This is a genomic window from Roseovarius salinarum, from assembly GCF_002834145.1.
GTDB lineage: Bacteria > Pseudomonadota > Alphaproteobacteria > Rhodobacterales > Rhodobacteraceae > Roseovarius > Roseovarius salinarum.
Genome location: NZ_PHNT01000002.1, coordinates 221,343 through 234,533 on the forward strand (window position 1 = coordinate 221,343; position 13,191 = coordinate 234,533).

Sequence of the window (13,191 nt, forward strand, 5' to 3'; positions counted from 1 at the left end):
TCCGGTCCTTATTCGTAGGATTCGCGGTAACGGCGCACCAGCCGCTGCGCGAGCATGTTCATCAGAAGCGTGATGCAGAACAGCGTGAAGCCGAGCGTGAAGGCCGGCCCGGCGGCGGTGTCCGCCTCGGTGTCGCCGGTGATCAGCATCACGATCTGCACGGTCACGGTGGTCACGGCCTCCAGCGGGTTGGCCGTCAGGTTGGCGCCCTGCCCCGCGGCCATGACCACGATCATCGTCTCGCCCACCGCGCGCGAGAACCCCAGCAGCGCGGCCGACACGATCCCCGGCAGCGCCGCCGGCAACACCACCTGGCGCATGGTTTCGGCGCGCGTCGCGCCCAGCCCGTAGGAGCCGTCGCGCAGCGCCTGCGGGACCGAGTTGATGACGTCGTCGGACAGCGACGAGATGAAGGGGATGATCATGATCCCCATGACCACCCCGGCCACGAGCGCCGATTCGCTGGCAATCGGGATGCCGATGGATTCACCCGTGTTGCGCAGGAAGGGCGCCACCGTGATCGCGGCGAAGAAGCCGTAGACGACGGTGGGAATGCCGGCGAGGATTTCCAGCATGGGCTTGACCGTGCCGCGCACCTTCTTGGTGGCGAAGTCGCTGAGGTAGATCGCGGCGAACAGCCCCACCGGTATCGCGACCAGCATGGCGATGAGCGTGATCAGCAGCGTGCCGGCGAACAGCGGGATCGCGCCGACGTTGTCGGGGTCCATGTTGCCGGTGTGCACGCCCGACAGCGGGCTCCAGGTCGTGCCGAACAGGAACTTGTCGATGCGCCAGTCGAGCTCGGCGAAGAAACCGATCGTCTCGAAGATCAGCGACAGCACGATCCCGATGGTGGTCAGGATCGCGATGGTCGCCATCGCGGCGAGGATCGCGCGCACGACCTTCTCGGTCCGGTTGCGCGCGCGGTACTGCGGCGAAACCGATCGCTGGGTCGTCACCGCCGCGAGCATGGCCGCGCCCACGACCAGCACGATGCGGACCCACGTCCATGTGGTGGATATCGAGGAATACTCGGCCGCGATGCGCTGGCGAAGCTCGCCGGTCTGCGAGGCGACCCGCCCCTCGGCCAGCGCCTTGGCGTCCGACAGGATGAGCTGACGTTCGATGAACGCCGTATCCGGCGCGGCCTCGCCGATCTGCGACAGCAGTGTCTGCGTCATGATGTAGTTGGGCACGACCGTCAGCAGGATCAGGAACCCGATCCCGGCAAGAAGCACCCAGAGAAGGCTGTAGGCGCCGTGGTAGGACGGGCGTGAATGCAGGCTTGCCGGTTGCCCGCCCGACATCACCTGCGCGCGATGCCGCGCCAGGAAATAGGACGCCAGCGCCAGCACCAGCACGAAAGCGGTCAGAACGGCGATCATCAATGCCCCCGGGGGAATTTGTTGTGGTGCGATTGCGGCGGCGGCGCGCCGGGGTCGCAGGGGGCCGCGCGGGCCCCCTGCCGTCCTTCAGGCGTGGATCAGTCCCACTCGTTGCCGGTCATCGGCTCGAGGTTGGCCACGTTGCTGCTGATCTTGTCGAACATGTCGTCGGGCAGCGGGATCAGGCCCTTTTCGACCAGGTAGCCGTCGGGGCCGGCGGCCTGCTCGGACATGAACTCGTTGGCGTATTCCTGGATGCCCGGGACCACGCCGACGTGCGCGTTCTTGATGTAGAAGTACAGCGAACGCGACACAGGGTAGTCGCCCGAGGCGATCAGGTCGAACGTCGGCTCGGTGCCGTCGACCGTGGCGCCCTTGATGACGTCGCGGTTCTGGTCGAGGAACGAGAAGCCGAAGACGCCCAGCGCGTCGGGGTTGGCTTCCAGCTTGGAGACGATCAGGTTGTCGTTCTCGCCGGCCTCGACGTAGGGGCCGTCCTCGCGGATTTCCATGCCGGTTTCGCCGCAGTCCTCGCCGCCGGCCTCTTCACAGCCGGCTTCCATGACCAGCTCTTCGAAGGCGTCGCGGGTGCCCGAGCTCGGCGGCGGGCCGAGAACCTCGATCTCGGTGGCCGGCAGGGCCGGGTTGATCTCGTCCCAGGAGGTGGGCTTGGGGCCGGTCTTGGCCAGGGCTTCCCACAGCTCGGCGCGGGTCAGTTCGAAGTCGGCGCCCGACTTCTCGTTCGCGACCACGATGCCGTCATAGCCAACGACCGCTTCGGTGACCTCGGTCACGCCGTTTTCCTGGCACATCTCGAATTCGCTGGCCTTCATGCGGCGCGAGGCGTTCGTGATGTCCGGGTGCTCGGTGCCGACGCCGGCGCAGAACAGCTTCAGGCCGCCGCCCGAACCCGTCGATTCGACGACCGGCGTCTGGAAGTCGGTGGTCTTGCCGAATTGCTCGGCGACGGCGGTCGAGAACGGGAAGACCGTCGACGAACCGACGATGCGGATCTGGTCGCGCGCCGAGGCAGCGGTCGCCGACACGGCCGCGATCGCCACGGCGGAGGCGGTCAGTTTAACAAAGGACATGCTTAGAGCTCCTGATTTCGTTTGCAGCAGACCACCCAGGTGATGGCCTCATCCGCGGTGCTATTGGTCGTCGGCGACGCTTTTGTTACAGATATGTAACAGTTTTATGACGGTGCGTTTTGCCGCCGGAGTCTCGGCCCCGCGCACGTCATCCACGGATGTCGCACGGCACGATGACGGTGAACTGCGTGCCCTCGCCCGGGGTGCTGTCGATTCGCAGCCGCCCCCGGTGACGGTTGATGATGTGCTTCACGATCGCCAGCCCCAGCCCGGTGCCGCCCATCTCGCGCGAGCGGTGGCTGTCCACGCGATAGAACCGCTCGGTCAGCCGCGGAATATGCACCTCGGCGATGCCCGGTCCGGTGTCGCGGACACGGGCGATCACCGCCGGGCCGCGCAACGCGGGCTCGTGGCTCACGGTTTCCAGGTCGACTGTCACCTGCGTGCCCGCGCCGCCGTATTTGATCGCGTTTTCCAAGAGGTTGGTGAACACCTGATGCAACTGGTCGGAATCGCCGGGCATCGGCGCCGGCTGATCGGTGCCGGCAAAGGTGAGCGTCACGCCGGCCTCGTCGGCCAAGGGCTGCAGGGACTGCTGCACCGAGGTCAGCACCTGCGCCAGGTCCACCCGGTCGGTCGGGCGCACGCGCTCCTCGCTTTCCACGCGGCTGAGCGACAGAAGGTCCTTGACCAGGCGTTCCATGCGCATCGCCTCGGTCTGCATGGTGGCCAGGAACCGCTCCGCTGCTTCCGGGTCGTTGCGCGCAGGGCCCCGCAACGTCTCGATGAAGCCCAGAAGCGCGGTGAGCGGCGTGCGAAGCTCGTGGCTCACGTTGGCGACGAAATCGCGGCGCATCTGGCCCGCCTGTTCGAAATGCGTGATGTCCTCGAAGCAGACAAGCACCCCGCTGCCCAGCCGCGTCTCGACGAAGGCGCAGGAGACGACGAAGGTGGTGTCCTGCGCCCCGTCGCTGCTCAGGAACCGGGTCTTGCGCGGTTCATGGTCGCTCAGGCAGGCCTCGATGGCATCCAGCACCGTGGGCTGGCGCAGCGCCGTGATGAAGTGGCGCCCCACGATGCCCTCGCCCAGAAGCCCGCGGGTATGGCGGTTGGCGCCGAGGATGCGCTCGCCCTGCCCGATCAGGACGGCGGGCAGCGGGATCGCCTCCAGAAGCGCCGATATCTCCTCGGTGCTCACCTGTGCGCCCCTGCCGTCATGCCTCGCGCAGGCCGTCCCGGAACCGGCGCATGTTCTGCTGGTAGTGCAGTGCGCTGGCCTTCAGGGCCTCGATCGCATCGGCGTCGAGCTGGCGGACGACCTTGCCCGGCGCGCCCATGACCAGGCTGCCGTCGGGGATCTCCTTGCCCTCGGTCACCAGCGCGCCCGCCCCGATCAGGCAATCGCGCCCCACCCGGGCGCCATTGAGCACCGTGGCCCCCATGCCGATCAGGGTGTTTTCCCCCAGCGTGCAGCCGTGCAGCATCGCCTTGTGGCCGATCGTGCATCCGGCGCCGACGGTCAGCGGATAGCCCATGTCGGTATGCATCACCGTGTTTTCCTGCACGTTGGTGCCCGCCCCGATGGTGATCGGCTCGTTGTCGCCGCGCAGCGTGCAGCCGAACCAGACCGAGGCGCCGGAACCAAGGATCACCCGCCCGATCACGTTGGCGTCGGGCGCGATCCAGACATCGTCGTCGTCGGGCAGTTGCGGGGCGTGGCCATCGAGTGCGTAAAGGGTCATGTCATCTCCTCGAATTCGGCATGGAGTTGCTTGACGTGCTCGTTCAGCCACGGTTGCTGGATGCGCTTGAGCCGGGCCGCGGTGACGATGCTCTTGAGCCGCGCCTCGGTCTCGTCCAGGTCGTCGTTGATCAGGACGTAGTCGTATTCCGCCCAGTGGCTGATCTCGTCCCAGCTCTTCTGCATGCGCTTTGCGATCACCTCGGCGCTGTCCTGGCCGCGCGTCTTGAGGCGGCGATGCAGCTCGTCGATCGACGGCGGTAGTATGAAGATGGACAGCGTGTGCTGCCCGAGGCTGGAGTTCTGGATCTGTTGGGCGCCCTGCCAGTCCACGTCGAACAGCACGTCGGCGCCGCCGTCGATCGCCGTTTCCACCGGCCCCTTGGGCGAGCCGTAGAAATTGCCGAAGACATGCGCGTGTTCGAGCATTCCGCCGTCGGCGACCTCGCGCTTGAACCCCGCCTCCGTCAGGAAATGGTAGTCCCGCCCGTCCACCTCGCCCGCGCGCGGGGCGCGCGTGGTGGCCGAAACCGAAAACGAAATCGTCGGGTCCCAGTCGCGCAGCCGGCGCGACAGTGTGGATTTCCCCGCGCCCGAGGGCGATGACAGGATGATCAGCAGGCCACGGCGATCAGGCACGGCGGCGGGCTCCCTTGTTTCGCGGCGCGCGGCGCCGGCCGGTTCTACTCGACATTCTGGACCTGTTCACGCATCTGCTCGATCGCCGATTTCAGCTCCAGCCCCACCGCCGTGAGCCGCTTGTTCTGCGCCTTGGAGCACAGCGTGTTGGCCTCACGGTTGAATTCCTGGGCCAGGAAATCGAGCTTGCGCCCCACCGGCGACCCCTGTGCCAGCAGCTCGCGCGCCGCGCCGACATGGGCACGCAGGCGGTCGATTTCCTCGGTCACGTCCGCCTTTACGGCCATCACCGCAAGCTCCTGCGCCACGCGCTGTTCGTCGGCGCCGTTCGCGTTGTCGAGAACCCGCGCCAGCGCGTTTCGGAACCCTTCGGCCATCTCGGGCGCGCGGGCCTCGGCAGCCTCGGCCGCGGCGTCGGTCAGCCGCGCGATCTCGTCAACCTGGCCGTCAAGGACGTCGCGCAGGGCGCGTCCCTCGGCCGCGCGCATTTCACCGAAGGCCCCGAGGACGGCTTCGAAATCCTCCAGCAGCGTGGCCGCCAGGGTCGTGGCGGCCTCGTTCGTTCCCGGCGCGTCCAGCACCCCGCGCAGACCCAGGATGTCGGCCGCGCGCGCCGGGGCCAGCGACAGGCCCTTTTCCAGGGCGCGGGCCTCGACTTGCCGTATCATCTCAAGCGCCCGGTCCAGCGCGGCGGGGTCCAGCGCGGCATCCCCCTGCGCGCCGTCGGCGCGCACGCGAAGCGTGAGCGTGACGTTGCCGCGCGACAGGGCCGCCGTCAGGCGTGCGCGCAGCGGCGCCTCGAGGCCCTCGATCCAGTCGGGCAGCCGCAGCCGCAGGTCCAGCCCCTTGCCGTTGACCCCGCGCAGCTCCCAGCTCCAGGCGTGGCCGTCGCGGGCGCCCTGCGCCGTGGCGATCGCGGTCATGGAATTCAGCACGCCGGTACTCCTTGTTCCGGTGCCGCACCGTCCTAGCCATTCGCCGGCGCGCTGGCAAGCGCGCCCGCGGCCGGTGCCGCGGGCGGTTAACCAGATGCAAGGAATTTTAGCGAAATCCGCGGCGCCCGTGGCATGATGGCGCGTATGACGCGACATCGGGTGACATCATGGATGACACGGGAAACCATTCTTTCGTAACCGCCAGGCACACCGGTCCCGGCGCAAGGGCGCGTGCCGCGGTGGTCGACCACTGGCAGGCGCTGCGCAACGCGGGCGCCGCGATTCCGCGGCGCAGTGACATCGATCCGCGCCGGATCGGCGCGGGGCTGGAATACGCCTTCATCGCCGAACGCATCGCCCCCGGGCTGGCACGCCTGCGCATCGCCGGCACGCACCTGGCCGACCTGATGGGCATGGAGGTGCGGGGCATGCCGCTGAGCGCCTTCGTCGTGCCCGGCGATCGCGACGCGCTGGCCGACGCGCTGACAGAGCTTTTCGATGGGCCGGCCGCCGTTCGGGTCACGCTGCGCGCGCCGGGCGGCCCGGGTCGACCCGCGCTGACGGGCGGGTTGACGCTGCTGCCTCTGCGCAGCGATCTGGGGGATGTGTCACGCGCGCTTGGCAGCCTCGCGACCGAGGGCGCGGCCCGCCCGGGCCGCACCCCGCGGAGGTTCGGGATCGTGGAGATATCCAGCACGCCGTTGTCGGCGGCGGCCGCGCGGGCCGCGGGCACCGCAGGGGTGGGCAGCAAGGCCGCCAATTTGCGACCGACCAGGGCGCCGCATCTTCGGCTGGTGACCTGCGACGACTGAAAGGCGGCCGCGCGATCCGGCGCTACACGGCCGCTTGTGCCGCGTGCCCGCCGTGCCGCCCCGACAGTTCCTCTGCCACGAGGAAGGCCAGTTCGAGCGACTGGCTGGCATTGAGCCGCGGATCGCAGGCGGTGTGGTAACGGTCCGACAGGTTCTCCTCGCTGACGGCGCGCACACCGCCGGTGCATTCGGTCACGTCCTGGCCCGTCATCTCGAAATGCACGCCGCCGGGGATCGTGCCCTCGGCTCGGTGGACGGCGAAGAACTCCTGCACCTCGCGCAACACCGCGTCGAATGGGCGCGTCTTGTAGCCCGAGCCCGACTTGATGGTGTTGCCGTGCATCGGGTCGCAGACCCAGAGCACCTCGGCGCCTTCCTCCTGCACGGTACGGATCAGCTGCGGCAGGTGATCGCCCACCTGGCCCGCGCCGAACCGCGCGATCAGGGTCAGCCGCCCCGGCTCGTTGTCGGGGTTCAGCGTGGCCAGCAGGCGCTTGAGGTCGTCGGAGGTCATGCTGGGGCCGCACTTGAGCCCGACGGGGTTCATCACCCCGCGGGCGAACTCGACATGCGCGCCATCGGGCTGGCGGGTGCGATCGCCGATCCAGATCATGTGGCCCGAGCCCGCCAGCCAGTTGCCCGAGGTCGAGTCCTGCCGGCACAGCGCCTCCTCGTATTCCAGCAACAGCGCCTCGTGGCTGGTGTAGAAATCCACCGTCTGCAGGGTGTGCGCGCGGTCGCTGTCCACGCCGGCGGCCTTCATGAAGTCCAGCGCGTCGCGGATCCGGTTGGCCATGTCGCGGTATTTCGCGGCCTTCTCGCTTTCGGTAAAGCCCAGCGTCCAGGAATGCACCTGGTGAACATCGGCATAGCCGCCGGTCGAAAAGGCGCGCAGCAGGTTCAGCGTGGCCGCCGCCTGGGTGTAGGCCTGCAGCATCTTCTGCGGGTCGGGGATGCGCGCGGCCTCGGTGAACGCCAGCTCGTTGACGATATCGCCGCGGTAGCTCGGCAGTTCGACGCCGTCCTTGACCTCGGTGGGCGCGCTGCGCGGCTTGGCGAACTGGCCGGCCATGCGGCCCACCTTCACCACGGGCACCTTGGCGCCGTAGGTCAGCACCATCGCCATCTGCAGCATCACCTTGAAGGTGTCGCGGATCGCGTCGGCCGAGAACTGCTCGAAGCTCTCGGCGCAGTCACCGCCCTGAAGCAGGAAGCCTTCGCCGCGGGCGGCCGCGCCGAGCTCGGCCTTGAGCTTGCGCGCCTCGCCGGCGAAAACCAGCGGCGGAAAGCGTGACAGGCGATCCTCGACCTCGCGCAGCGCCGCAGCGTCGGTGTAGTCGGGCATCTGCACCCGGGGTTTGTCCCGCCAATCGGATTTCTGCCACTGTATCATCGTCGATCTCCGCTTTCGCACGTCCGGGATCGTTCTATACTAGAGGTGCCGGCCGGACGCCACACGCGGTTTGCACGAATCGGCGCGAATCGTTTGTCCGGCCCTTGTCAAACGCGGCGATTTCGTGAAAGAGGAGCGGACCAATCCGGACAGCCGTCAAGGACCAACTGCCGATGCAGACGGACACGCCCAAGGTCGAGGTGGACACGCGCGGTGCCCCGCGGCGTTTCGTTTTCGTGCTACTGAGCGATTTCACCTTGCTGAGCTTCGCGGCGGCGGTCGAGTGCCTGCGGATCGCCAACCGCATGGCGGGCGCGGAGCTTTACCAATGGAAGGTGGCCGGCGATTCCGACGACGGGATCATCACCTGTTCGGCCGGGTCGCGGTTCCAGCTCGACATGGGGCTGGAGGAACTGACCCGCGACGATACCGTCCTGCTGTGCGGCGGCGGCGATATCCAGCGCGCCACGACCAAGCGGCTGCTCAACTGGGTGCGCCGCGAGGCGCGGCGCGGGCTGAGGATGGGCGGGCTTTGCACGGCGTCCTATGTCCTGGCGCGCGCCGGGCTGCTGGACGGCAAGAAGGCCACGATCCACTGGGAAAACCAGGACAGCTTCGCCGAGGAGTTCGACGAGGTGGAACTGACGAAATCGGTGTTCACGCTCGACGGCAACCGGATGACGACCGCCGGGGGCACCTCGTCGATCGACCTGATGCTCAAGGTGATCGCCGACGACCACGGCGAGAAGCTGGCCAACGCGGTGGCGGATCAGTTGATCTATTCCTCGATCCGCACCGACCAGGACACCCAGCGGCTGTCGGTCCCCACGCGCATCGGCGTGCGCCATCCCAAGCTGAGCCAGGTCATCCAGATGATGGAGGCCAACATCGAGGAGCCGATCAGCCCGGCGCTCCTGGCCAAGCAGGTGGGCATGTCCACCCGGCAGCTGGAACGCCTGTTCCGCCGCTACCTCAGCCGCAGCCCCAAGCGGTACTACATGGAACTGCGGCTGCAGAAGGCGCGCAACCTCCTGATGCAGACCGACATGACCGTGATCAACGTGGCCCTGGCCTGCGGCTTCGCCTCGCCGTCGCATTTCTCGAAATGCTACCGCGCGCATTACAACACCACGCCCTATCGCGAGCGCGGCACACAGGCGGCGCGGCTGTCGGTCTGAGGCACCGCCCGTGGGGCGTCACGGCGTCATGCGGTAGAGCGCGCCCGTGTCAACCGACAGGAACCAGATGCCGCCTTCGGGGCCTTCGGCGATGTCGCGAACGCGGCCCGTTTGCGGGCCACTGATTCGCTCGATTTCCTCCAGCGGGCGTCCGGCCAGGTGAGAGATATGGTCGAACTTCAGGCTGCCGACGAGGAAATGACCTTTCCACTCCGGCCAGAGCTTGCCCGAATAGATTATCATGCCCGACGGCGCGATTGACGGATCCCAGTAGAAATCGGGCTGCTCCATACCTTCCTTGTGCGTGCCCACGCCGATCTTGGCCCCGGAGTAATGCGTGCCGTAAGCGATCACCGGCCAGCCGTAGTTGGCGCCGCGGCGGACGCGGTTGATCTCGTCCCCGCCGCGCGCGCCGTGCTCGACCACCCAGAGCTTGCCCGACAGGTCCAGTGCCGCGCCCTGGGGATTGCGATGGCCGTAGGACCAGATCGCGTCCAGCGCGTTGGTGCGGTCCGCGAAGGGATTGCCGGGCGGGATGCTGCCGTCGCGCGCGATACGCAGCACGGAGCCGTTCGCGCGGCCCAGGTCCTGCGCCGACGGCCGGTCGCCGCGTTCACCCACGGTGACGAAAAGGTTTCCGTCGGGGGCCTCGACCACCCGTGACCCGAAGTGGCGGCCGCCGCGTGTGCCCGGTGTCATTTCCCAGATCACGCGCCAGTCGGTAAGGCGGCGGGTGTCTTCGGCCAGCCGCGCGCGGGCCACCGCGGTGCCGGCCCCGCCGTTCTGCCGCCGGGCATAGGTGAACACCAGCTCGCGCGTCTGCTCGAAATCCCGTGGCACCAGCACATCCAGCAGGCCACCCTGCCCCACCGCCGCCACCGGCGGAACACCGTCGATCGCGTGCCGGCCGTCCTGCGTGAGACGCAGCAGCCGGCCGCCCCGCTCGGTGACCAGGATGCTCGCGTCGGGCAGAAAGCCGATGGCCCAGGGTTCGGTCAGCCCGTCCGCGACGCGCGTGACCTGAACCGGCCCCGCGGCCGTCTGCAGGGACGCCGCGCCCGCGGGCGCAGCGCCCAGGGCAACCGCGGCAACGAGAGCCAGGGCAAGGTTTCGCGCGATACGTGTCATTCGGGCCTCCGTGGCTGCGAAATGGCGCCGCACGATCGGCGCGCGCCGGGATCACTGCACCCAAGTTAGGACGAAAACGGCCACCGAAAAACCGCCGCACCGTGCAGTCCCGGCGGGACGGCGCCGGATCAAGGCTTTTCAAGGGGGGCGGGGATGAATAAGCTCGCGCCGGAACCAACGGAACCAACCAGGGAGAGTTTCAATGAAGAACCTGCTCATGACCAGCGCCGCGATGGCGCTTGCCGCCGGCCCGGTCGCGGCCGGCAGCCACAGCGAGGAGATCACGCTTGGCGTCCTGATGGGCTTCACCGGCCCGATCGAGTCGCTGACCCCGCACATGGCGGATGCCGCCGAGATGGCAATGAAGGAAGTCAGTGACAGCGGCAAGCTGCTCGACGGCATGACGGTCACCGCCGAGCGGGGTGACACGACCTGCATCGACGCCTCCGCGGCCACGGCCGCCGCCGAGCGGCTGGTCACCGCGGAAGGCGCGAAGGGGATCGTCGGCGCGGCCTGCTCGGGTGCCACCACCTCGGTCCTGTCGAACGTGACCAAGCCCAACGGCGTGGTCCAGATCTCGCCGTCGTCGACCTCGCCGGCGCTCACCACCATCGAGGACAACGGGTTCTTCTTCCGCACCGCGCCGTCGGATGCCCGCCAGGGCAAGATCATGTCCGACATCCTGATGGACCGCGGCATCGAAGAGGTCGCCGTCACCTACACCAACAACGACTACGGCAAGGGTCTCGCCGACAGCTTCGAGCAGGCCTTCGAGGAGGCCGGCGGCACGGTGACCATCAGCGCCGCGCACGAGGACGGCAAGGCGGACTATTCCGCCGAGGTGGGCGCGCTGGCGTCGGCGGGCGGCGAGCGCCTTGTCGTCGCGGGCTACGTCGACCAGGGCGGCAGCGGCGTGGTGCGCTCGGCGCTCGACACCGGCGCCTTCAGCACCTTCCACTTCCCCGACGGGATGATCGGCACGAAGCTCGAAGAGAACTTCGGCACGATGATCGACGGCTCCACCGGCCAGCTGCCGGGCACCGACAGCCCCGGCAAGGACAAGTTCGAGGAGATGGTCGGCGATGCCTTCGACGCGACATCGCCCTTCACCGGTGAATCCTATGACGCCGCGGCCCTTATCCTGATGGCCATGCAGGCCGCGGGAAGCTCGGACCCCGCCGAATACAAGGGGCACGTGATGGACGTGGCCAATGCGCCCGGCGAGGAAATCCTTCCCGGCGAACTGGGCAAGGCGCTCGACATTCTTGCCGATGGCGGCGACGTCGACTATGTCGGCGCGACCGCGGTCGAGCTGATCGAACCGGGCGAGTCGGCCGGCAGCTATCGCGAGATCGAGATCAAGGACGGCGAGATCACGACGGTTCAGTACCGCTGATCGCGCGCCGCAAGGCAAAGGTCAGCCCGGGCCCGCGCCCGGGCTGATCCAACAATTCCGGGCCGCCAACCGGCCCGATGGGGGGACATGCATGATCGTCGTCGAGGACGTTCACAAGCATTTCGGCGGCTTTCATGCCGTCGATGGCGCGAACCTGGCAATCGAACCGGGCACCATCACCGGCTTGATCGGGCCGAATGGCGCCGGAAAAACCACCCTTTTCAACGTGATCGCGGGCGTTCTTAAACCCACCTCCGGGCGCGTGACGATGGCCGGCGAGGACATCACGGGCCTGCCGCCCCACACGCTGTTCCACAAGGGGCTGCTGCGGACCTTCCAGATCGCGCACGAGTTCGCCTCGATGACGGTCCGCGAGAACCTGATGATGGTTCCCGGCGACCAGTCGGGCGAGTCGCTGTGGAAGACATGGCTGCACCGCGGCCGCATCGCGCAGGAGGAGCGCGCGCTGGCCCGGAAGGCGGACGAGGTTCTGGAATTCCTGACCATCGACCACCTTGCCGACGAGAAGGCGCGCAACCTCTCGGGCGGACAGAAGAAGCTTCTGGAGCTTGGCCGCACCATGATGGTGGACGCGCGCATCGTTTTCCTCGACGAGGTCGGCGCCGGCGTGAACCGCACGCTGCTCAGGACGATCGGCGACGCGATCCTGTCGCTGAACCGGGACCGTGGCTACACCTTCGTGGTGATCGAACACGACATGGATTTCATCGACCGGCTTTGCGACCCGGTGATCTGCATGGCCGAGGGCAAGGTGCTGGCCGAGGGCACCCTTGACGAGATCAAGTCCGACGAGCGCGTGATCGAGGCCTATCTGGGCACCGGGCTGAAGAACAAGGAAAAGGAGACCGCCGGATGAGGTGTGCCCGTATCCTGCCCGTCTTGCTCGGTCTGGCCGTCCTGGTGTCGGGCGCAGCGCCGGCATCTGCGCAAGAGGTCGTGGGCACTGCGACGATCGAGGGCCGCGCGGTCGAACTCCTGTCCGACCGCACCTGGCGTTACGCCGTGGAGGACGGATGCCGCGACCTGGGCGAGGGCGTGTCGTTCTGCGATGCACCCGAGGAATGGTCCCGCACCCAGCCGCCCAACGCCGACATCGCCGCCAGCTACCGGATCGGCGCGCGCCACTACGGGCAGCTGGTGGTCGAACCGGTGGGCACCGAGGACGGGCTGACACCCGAACTGGTGCGCGAGGCGGTCATCGAGAACTCGGCCGCGTCCATCGACGGCACTGCCGAGGCCGTCGAGACGATCGAAACGAAACCGGCAGAGATCGACGGGCGCGCGGCGGAAACCATCGTCTATGGACTGGCGTTTGACGACATGGAGGTCGTCTATGCCAACACGGTGCTGCTTCTGCCCCAGCGCACGGTGCAGGTCGTGACCTATGGCATCGCCTCCGGCTACACCGATGCCCATCGCGCCCTGCACGCGGAATTCGTGGCGCACACGAAGGTAAGTAACTGATATGAAAA

General features: G+C 67.8%; 13 protein-coding genes. 5 read left to right on the plus strand and 8 right to left on the minus strand.

All coding sequences use genetic code 11. The features are described 5' to 3' along the window. Positions 1 to 8: 8 nt before the first annotated feature. The 6 genes from pstC to CEF10_RS04055 all read right to left on the minus strand — a co-directional run bounded on the left by pstC (position 9) and on the right by CEF10_RS04055 (position 5,779). Positions 9 to 1,385 (minus strand): phosphate ABC transporter permease subunit PstC, encoded by a 1,377-nt coding sequence (gene pstC, locus CEF10_RS04030; RefSeq protein WP_101066522.1) that lies wholly within the window; start codon positions 1,383 to 1,385, stop codon positions 9 to 11. Positions 1,386 to 1,483: 98 nt separating this feature from the next. Further along, positions 1,484 to 2,476 (minus strand): substrate-binding domain-containing protein, encoded by a 993-nt coding sequence (locus tag CEF10_RS04035; protein WP_101066524.1) that lies wholly within the window; start codon positions 2,474 to 2,476, stop codon positions 1,484 to 1,486. Between the two features lie 148 nt (positions 2,477 to 2,624). After that, complete coding sequence (locus CEF10_RS04040; RefSeq protein WP_101066526.1) at positions 2,625 to 3,674, minus strand: sensor histidine kinase; 1,050 nt, start codon at positions 3,672 to 3,674, stop codon at positions 2,625 to 2,627. Between the two features lie 16 nt (positions 3,675 to 3,690). Next, positions 3,691 to 4,218 carry a gamma carbonic anhydrase family protein gene (locus tag CEF10_RS04045; RefSeq protein ID WP_101066529.1) on the minus strand — a complete coding sequence of 176 codons (528 nt, stop codon included), beginning with the start codon at positions 4,216 to 4,218 and terminating at the stop codon, positions 3,691 to 3,693. After that, entirely contained in the window at positions 4,215 to 4,856 is a 642-nt protein-coding gene (gene gmk, locus CEF10_RS04050; protein WP_101066532.1) for a guanylate kinase, read from the minus strand. The genes CEF10_RS04045 and gmk overlap by 4 nt, the downstream gene beginning before the upstream one ends. Positions 4,857 to 4,900: 44 nt before the next feature. Next, complete coding sequence (locus tag CEF10_RS04055; protein WP_101066535.1) at positions 4,901 to 5,779, minus strand: YicC/YloC family endoribonuclease; 879 nt, start codon at positions 5,777 to 5,779, stop codon at positions 4,901 to 4,903. Positions 5,780 to 5,958: 179 nt separating this feature from the next. On the opposite strand from CEF10_RS04055, the gene CEF10_RS04060 reads away from it, so the two are divergent. Further along, positions 5,959 to 6,603: a PAS domain-containing protein gene (locus CEF10_RS04060; RefSeq protein WP_101066537.1), complete on the plus strand. Its 645-nt coding sequence runs from the start codon at positions 5,959 to 5,961 to the stop codon at positions 6,601 to 6,603. Positions 6,604 to 6,625: 22 nt separating this feature from the next. Here CEF10_RS04060 and CEF10_RS04065 read toward each other — a convergent pair whose 3' ends face one another. Next, positions 6,626 to 7,996: a class II 3-deoxy-7-phosphoheptulonate synthase gene (locus CEF10_RS04065; RefSeq protein WP_101066541.1), complete on the minus strand. Its 1,371-nt coding sequence runs from the start codon at positions 7,994 to 7,996 to the stop codon at positions 6,626 to 6,628. Positions 7,997 to 8,169: 173 nt separating this feature from the next. On the opposite strand from CEF10_RS04065, the gene CEF10_RS04070 reads away from it, so the two are divergent. After that, positions 8,170 to 9,174, plus strand: a complete 1,005-nt coding sequence (locus CEF10_RS04070) for a GlxA family transcriptional regulator (RefSeq protein WP_101066543.1) — start codon at positions 8,170 to 8,172, stop codon at positions 9,172 to 9,174. An 18-nt stretch (positions 9,175 to 9,192) separates the two neighbouring features. Here CEF10_RS04070 and CEF10_RS04075 read toward each other — a convergent pair whose 3' ends face one another. Beyond that, complete coding sequence (locus CEF10_RS04075) at positions 9,193 to 10,302, minus strand: PQQ-dependent sugar dehydrogenase (RefSeq protein ID WP_101066546.1); 1,110 nt, start codon at positions 10,300 to 10,302, stop codon at positions 9,193 to 9,195. 202 nt (positions 10,303 to 10,504) lie between these two features. Between CEF10_RS04075 and CEF10_RS04080 the strand changes: the two genes are divergently transcribed. From CEF10_RS04080 to CEF10_RS04090, 3 genes are all read left to right on the plus strand, one after another. Continuing rightward, positions 10,505 to 11,698 carry an ABC transporter substrate-binding protein gene (locus tag CEF10_RS04080; protein ID WP_101066549.1) on the plus strand — a complete coding sequence of 398 codons (1,194 nt, stop codon included), beginning with the start codon at positions 10,505 to 10,507 and terminating at the stop codon, positions 11,696 to 11,698. Positions 11,699 to 11,789: 91 nt separating this feature from the next. Further along, positions 11,790 to 12,575 carry an ABC transporter ATP-binding protein gene (locus CEF10_RS04085; protein ID WP_101066552.1) on the plus strand — a complete coding sequence of 262 codons (786 nt, stop codon included), beginning with the start codon at positions 11,790 to 11,792 and terminating at the stop codon, positions 12,573 to 12,575. Further along, positions 12,572 to 13,183, plus strand: coding sequence for a hypothetical protein (locus CEF10_RS04090; protein ID WP_101066555.1), 612 nt, complete (start codon positions 12,572 to 12,574; stop codon positions 13,181 to 13,183). Before CEF10_RS04085 ends, CEF10_RS04090 begins: the two co-directional genes overlap by 4 nt. Positions 13,184 to 13,191 lie beyond the last annotated feature (8 nt).

Coding starts and splice junctions, on each gene's coding strand:
- pstC (WP_101066522.1), bottom strand. CDS start 1,385: ATGATCGCCGTTCTGACCGCTTTCGTGCTGGTGCTGGCGCTGGCGTCC.
- CEF10_RS04035 (WP_101066524.1), bottom strand. CDS start 2,476: ATGTCCTTTGTTAAACTGACCGCCTCCGCCGTGGCGATCGCGGCCGTG.
- CEF10_RS04045 (WP_101066529.1), bottom strand. CDS start 4,218: ATGACCCTTTACGCACTCGATGGCCACGCCCCGCAACTGCCCGACGAC.
- CEF10_RS04055 (WP_101066535.1), bottom strand. CDS start 5,779: ATGACCGCGATCGCCACGGCGCAGGGCGCCCGCGACGGCCACGCCTGG.
- CEF10_RS04060 (WP_101066537.1), top strand. CDS start 5,959: ATGGATGACACGGGAAACCATTCTTTCGTAACCGCCAGGCACACCGGT.
- CEF10_RS04065 (WP_101066541.1), bottom strand. CDS start 7,996: ATGATACAGTGGCAGAAATCCGATTGGCGGGACAAACCCCGGGTGCAG.
- CEF10_RS04070 (WP_101066543.1), top strand. CDS start 8,170: ATGCAGACGGACACGCCCAAGGTCGAGGTGGACACGCGCGGTGCCCCG.
- CEF10_RS04075 (WP_101066546.1), bottom strand. CDS start 10,302: ATGACACGTATCGCGCGAAACCTTGCCCTGGCTCTCGTTGCCGCGGTT.
- CEF10_RS04080 (WP_101066549.1), top strand. CDS start 10,505: ATGAAGAACCTGCTCATGACCAGCGCCGCGATGGCGCTTGCCGCCGGC.
- CEF10_RS04085 (WP_101066552.1), top strand. CDS start 11,790: ATGATCGTCGTCGAGGACGTTCACAAGCATTTCGGCGGCTTTCATGCC.
- CEF10_RS04090 (WP_101066555.1), top strand. CDS start 12,572: ATGAGGTGTGCCCGTATCCTGCCCGTCTTGCTCGGTCTGGCCGTCCTG.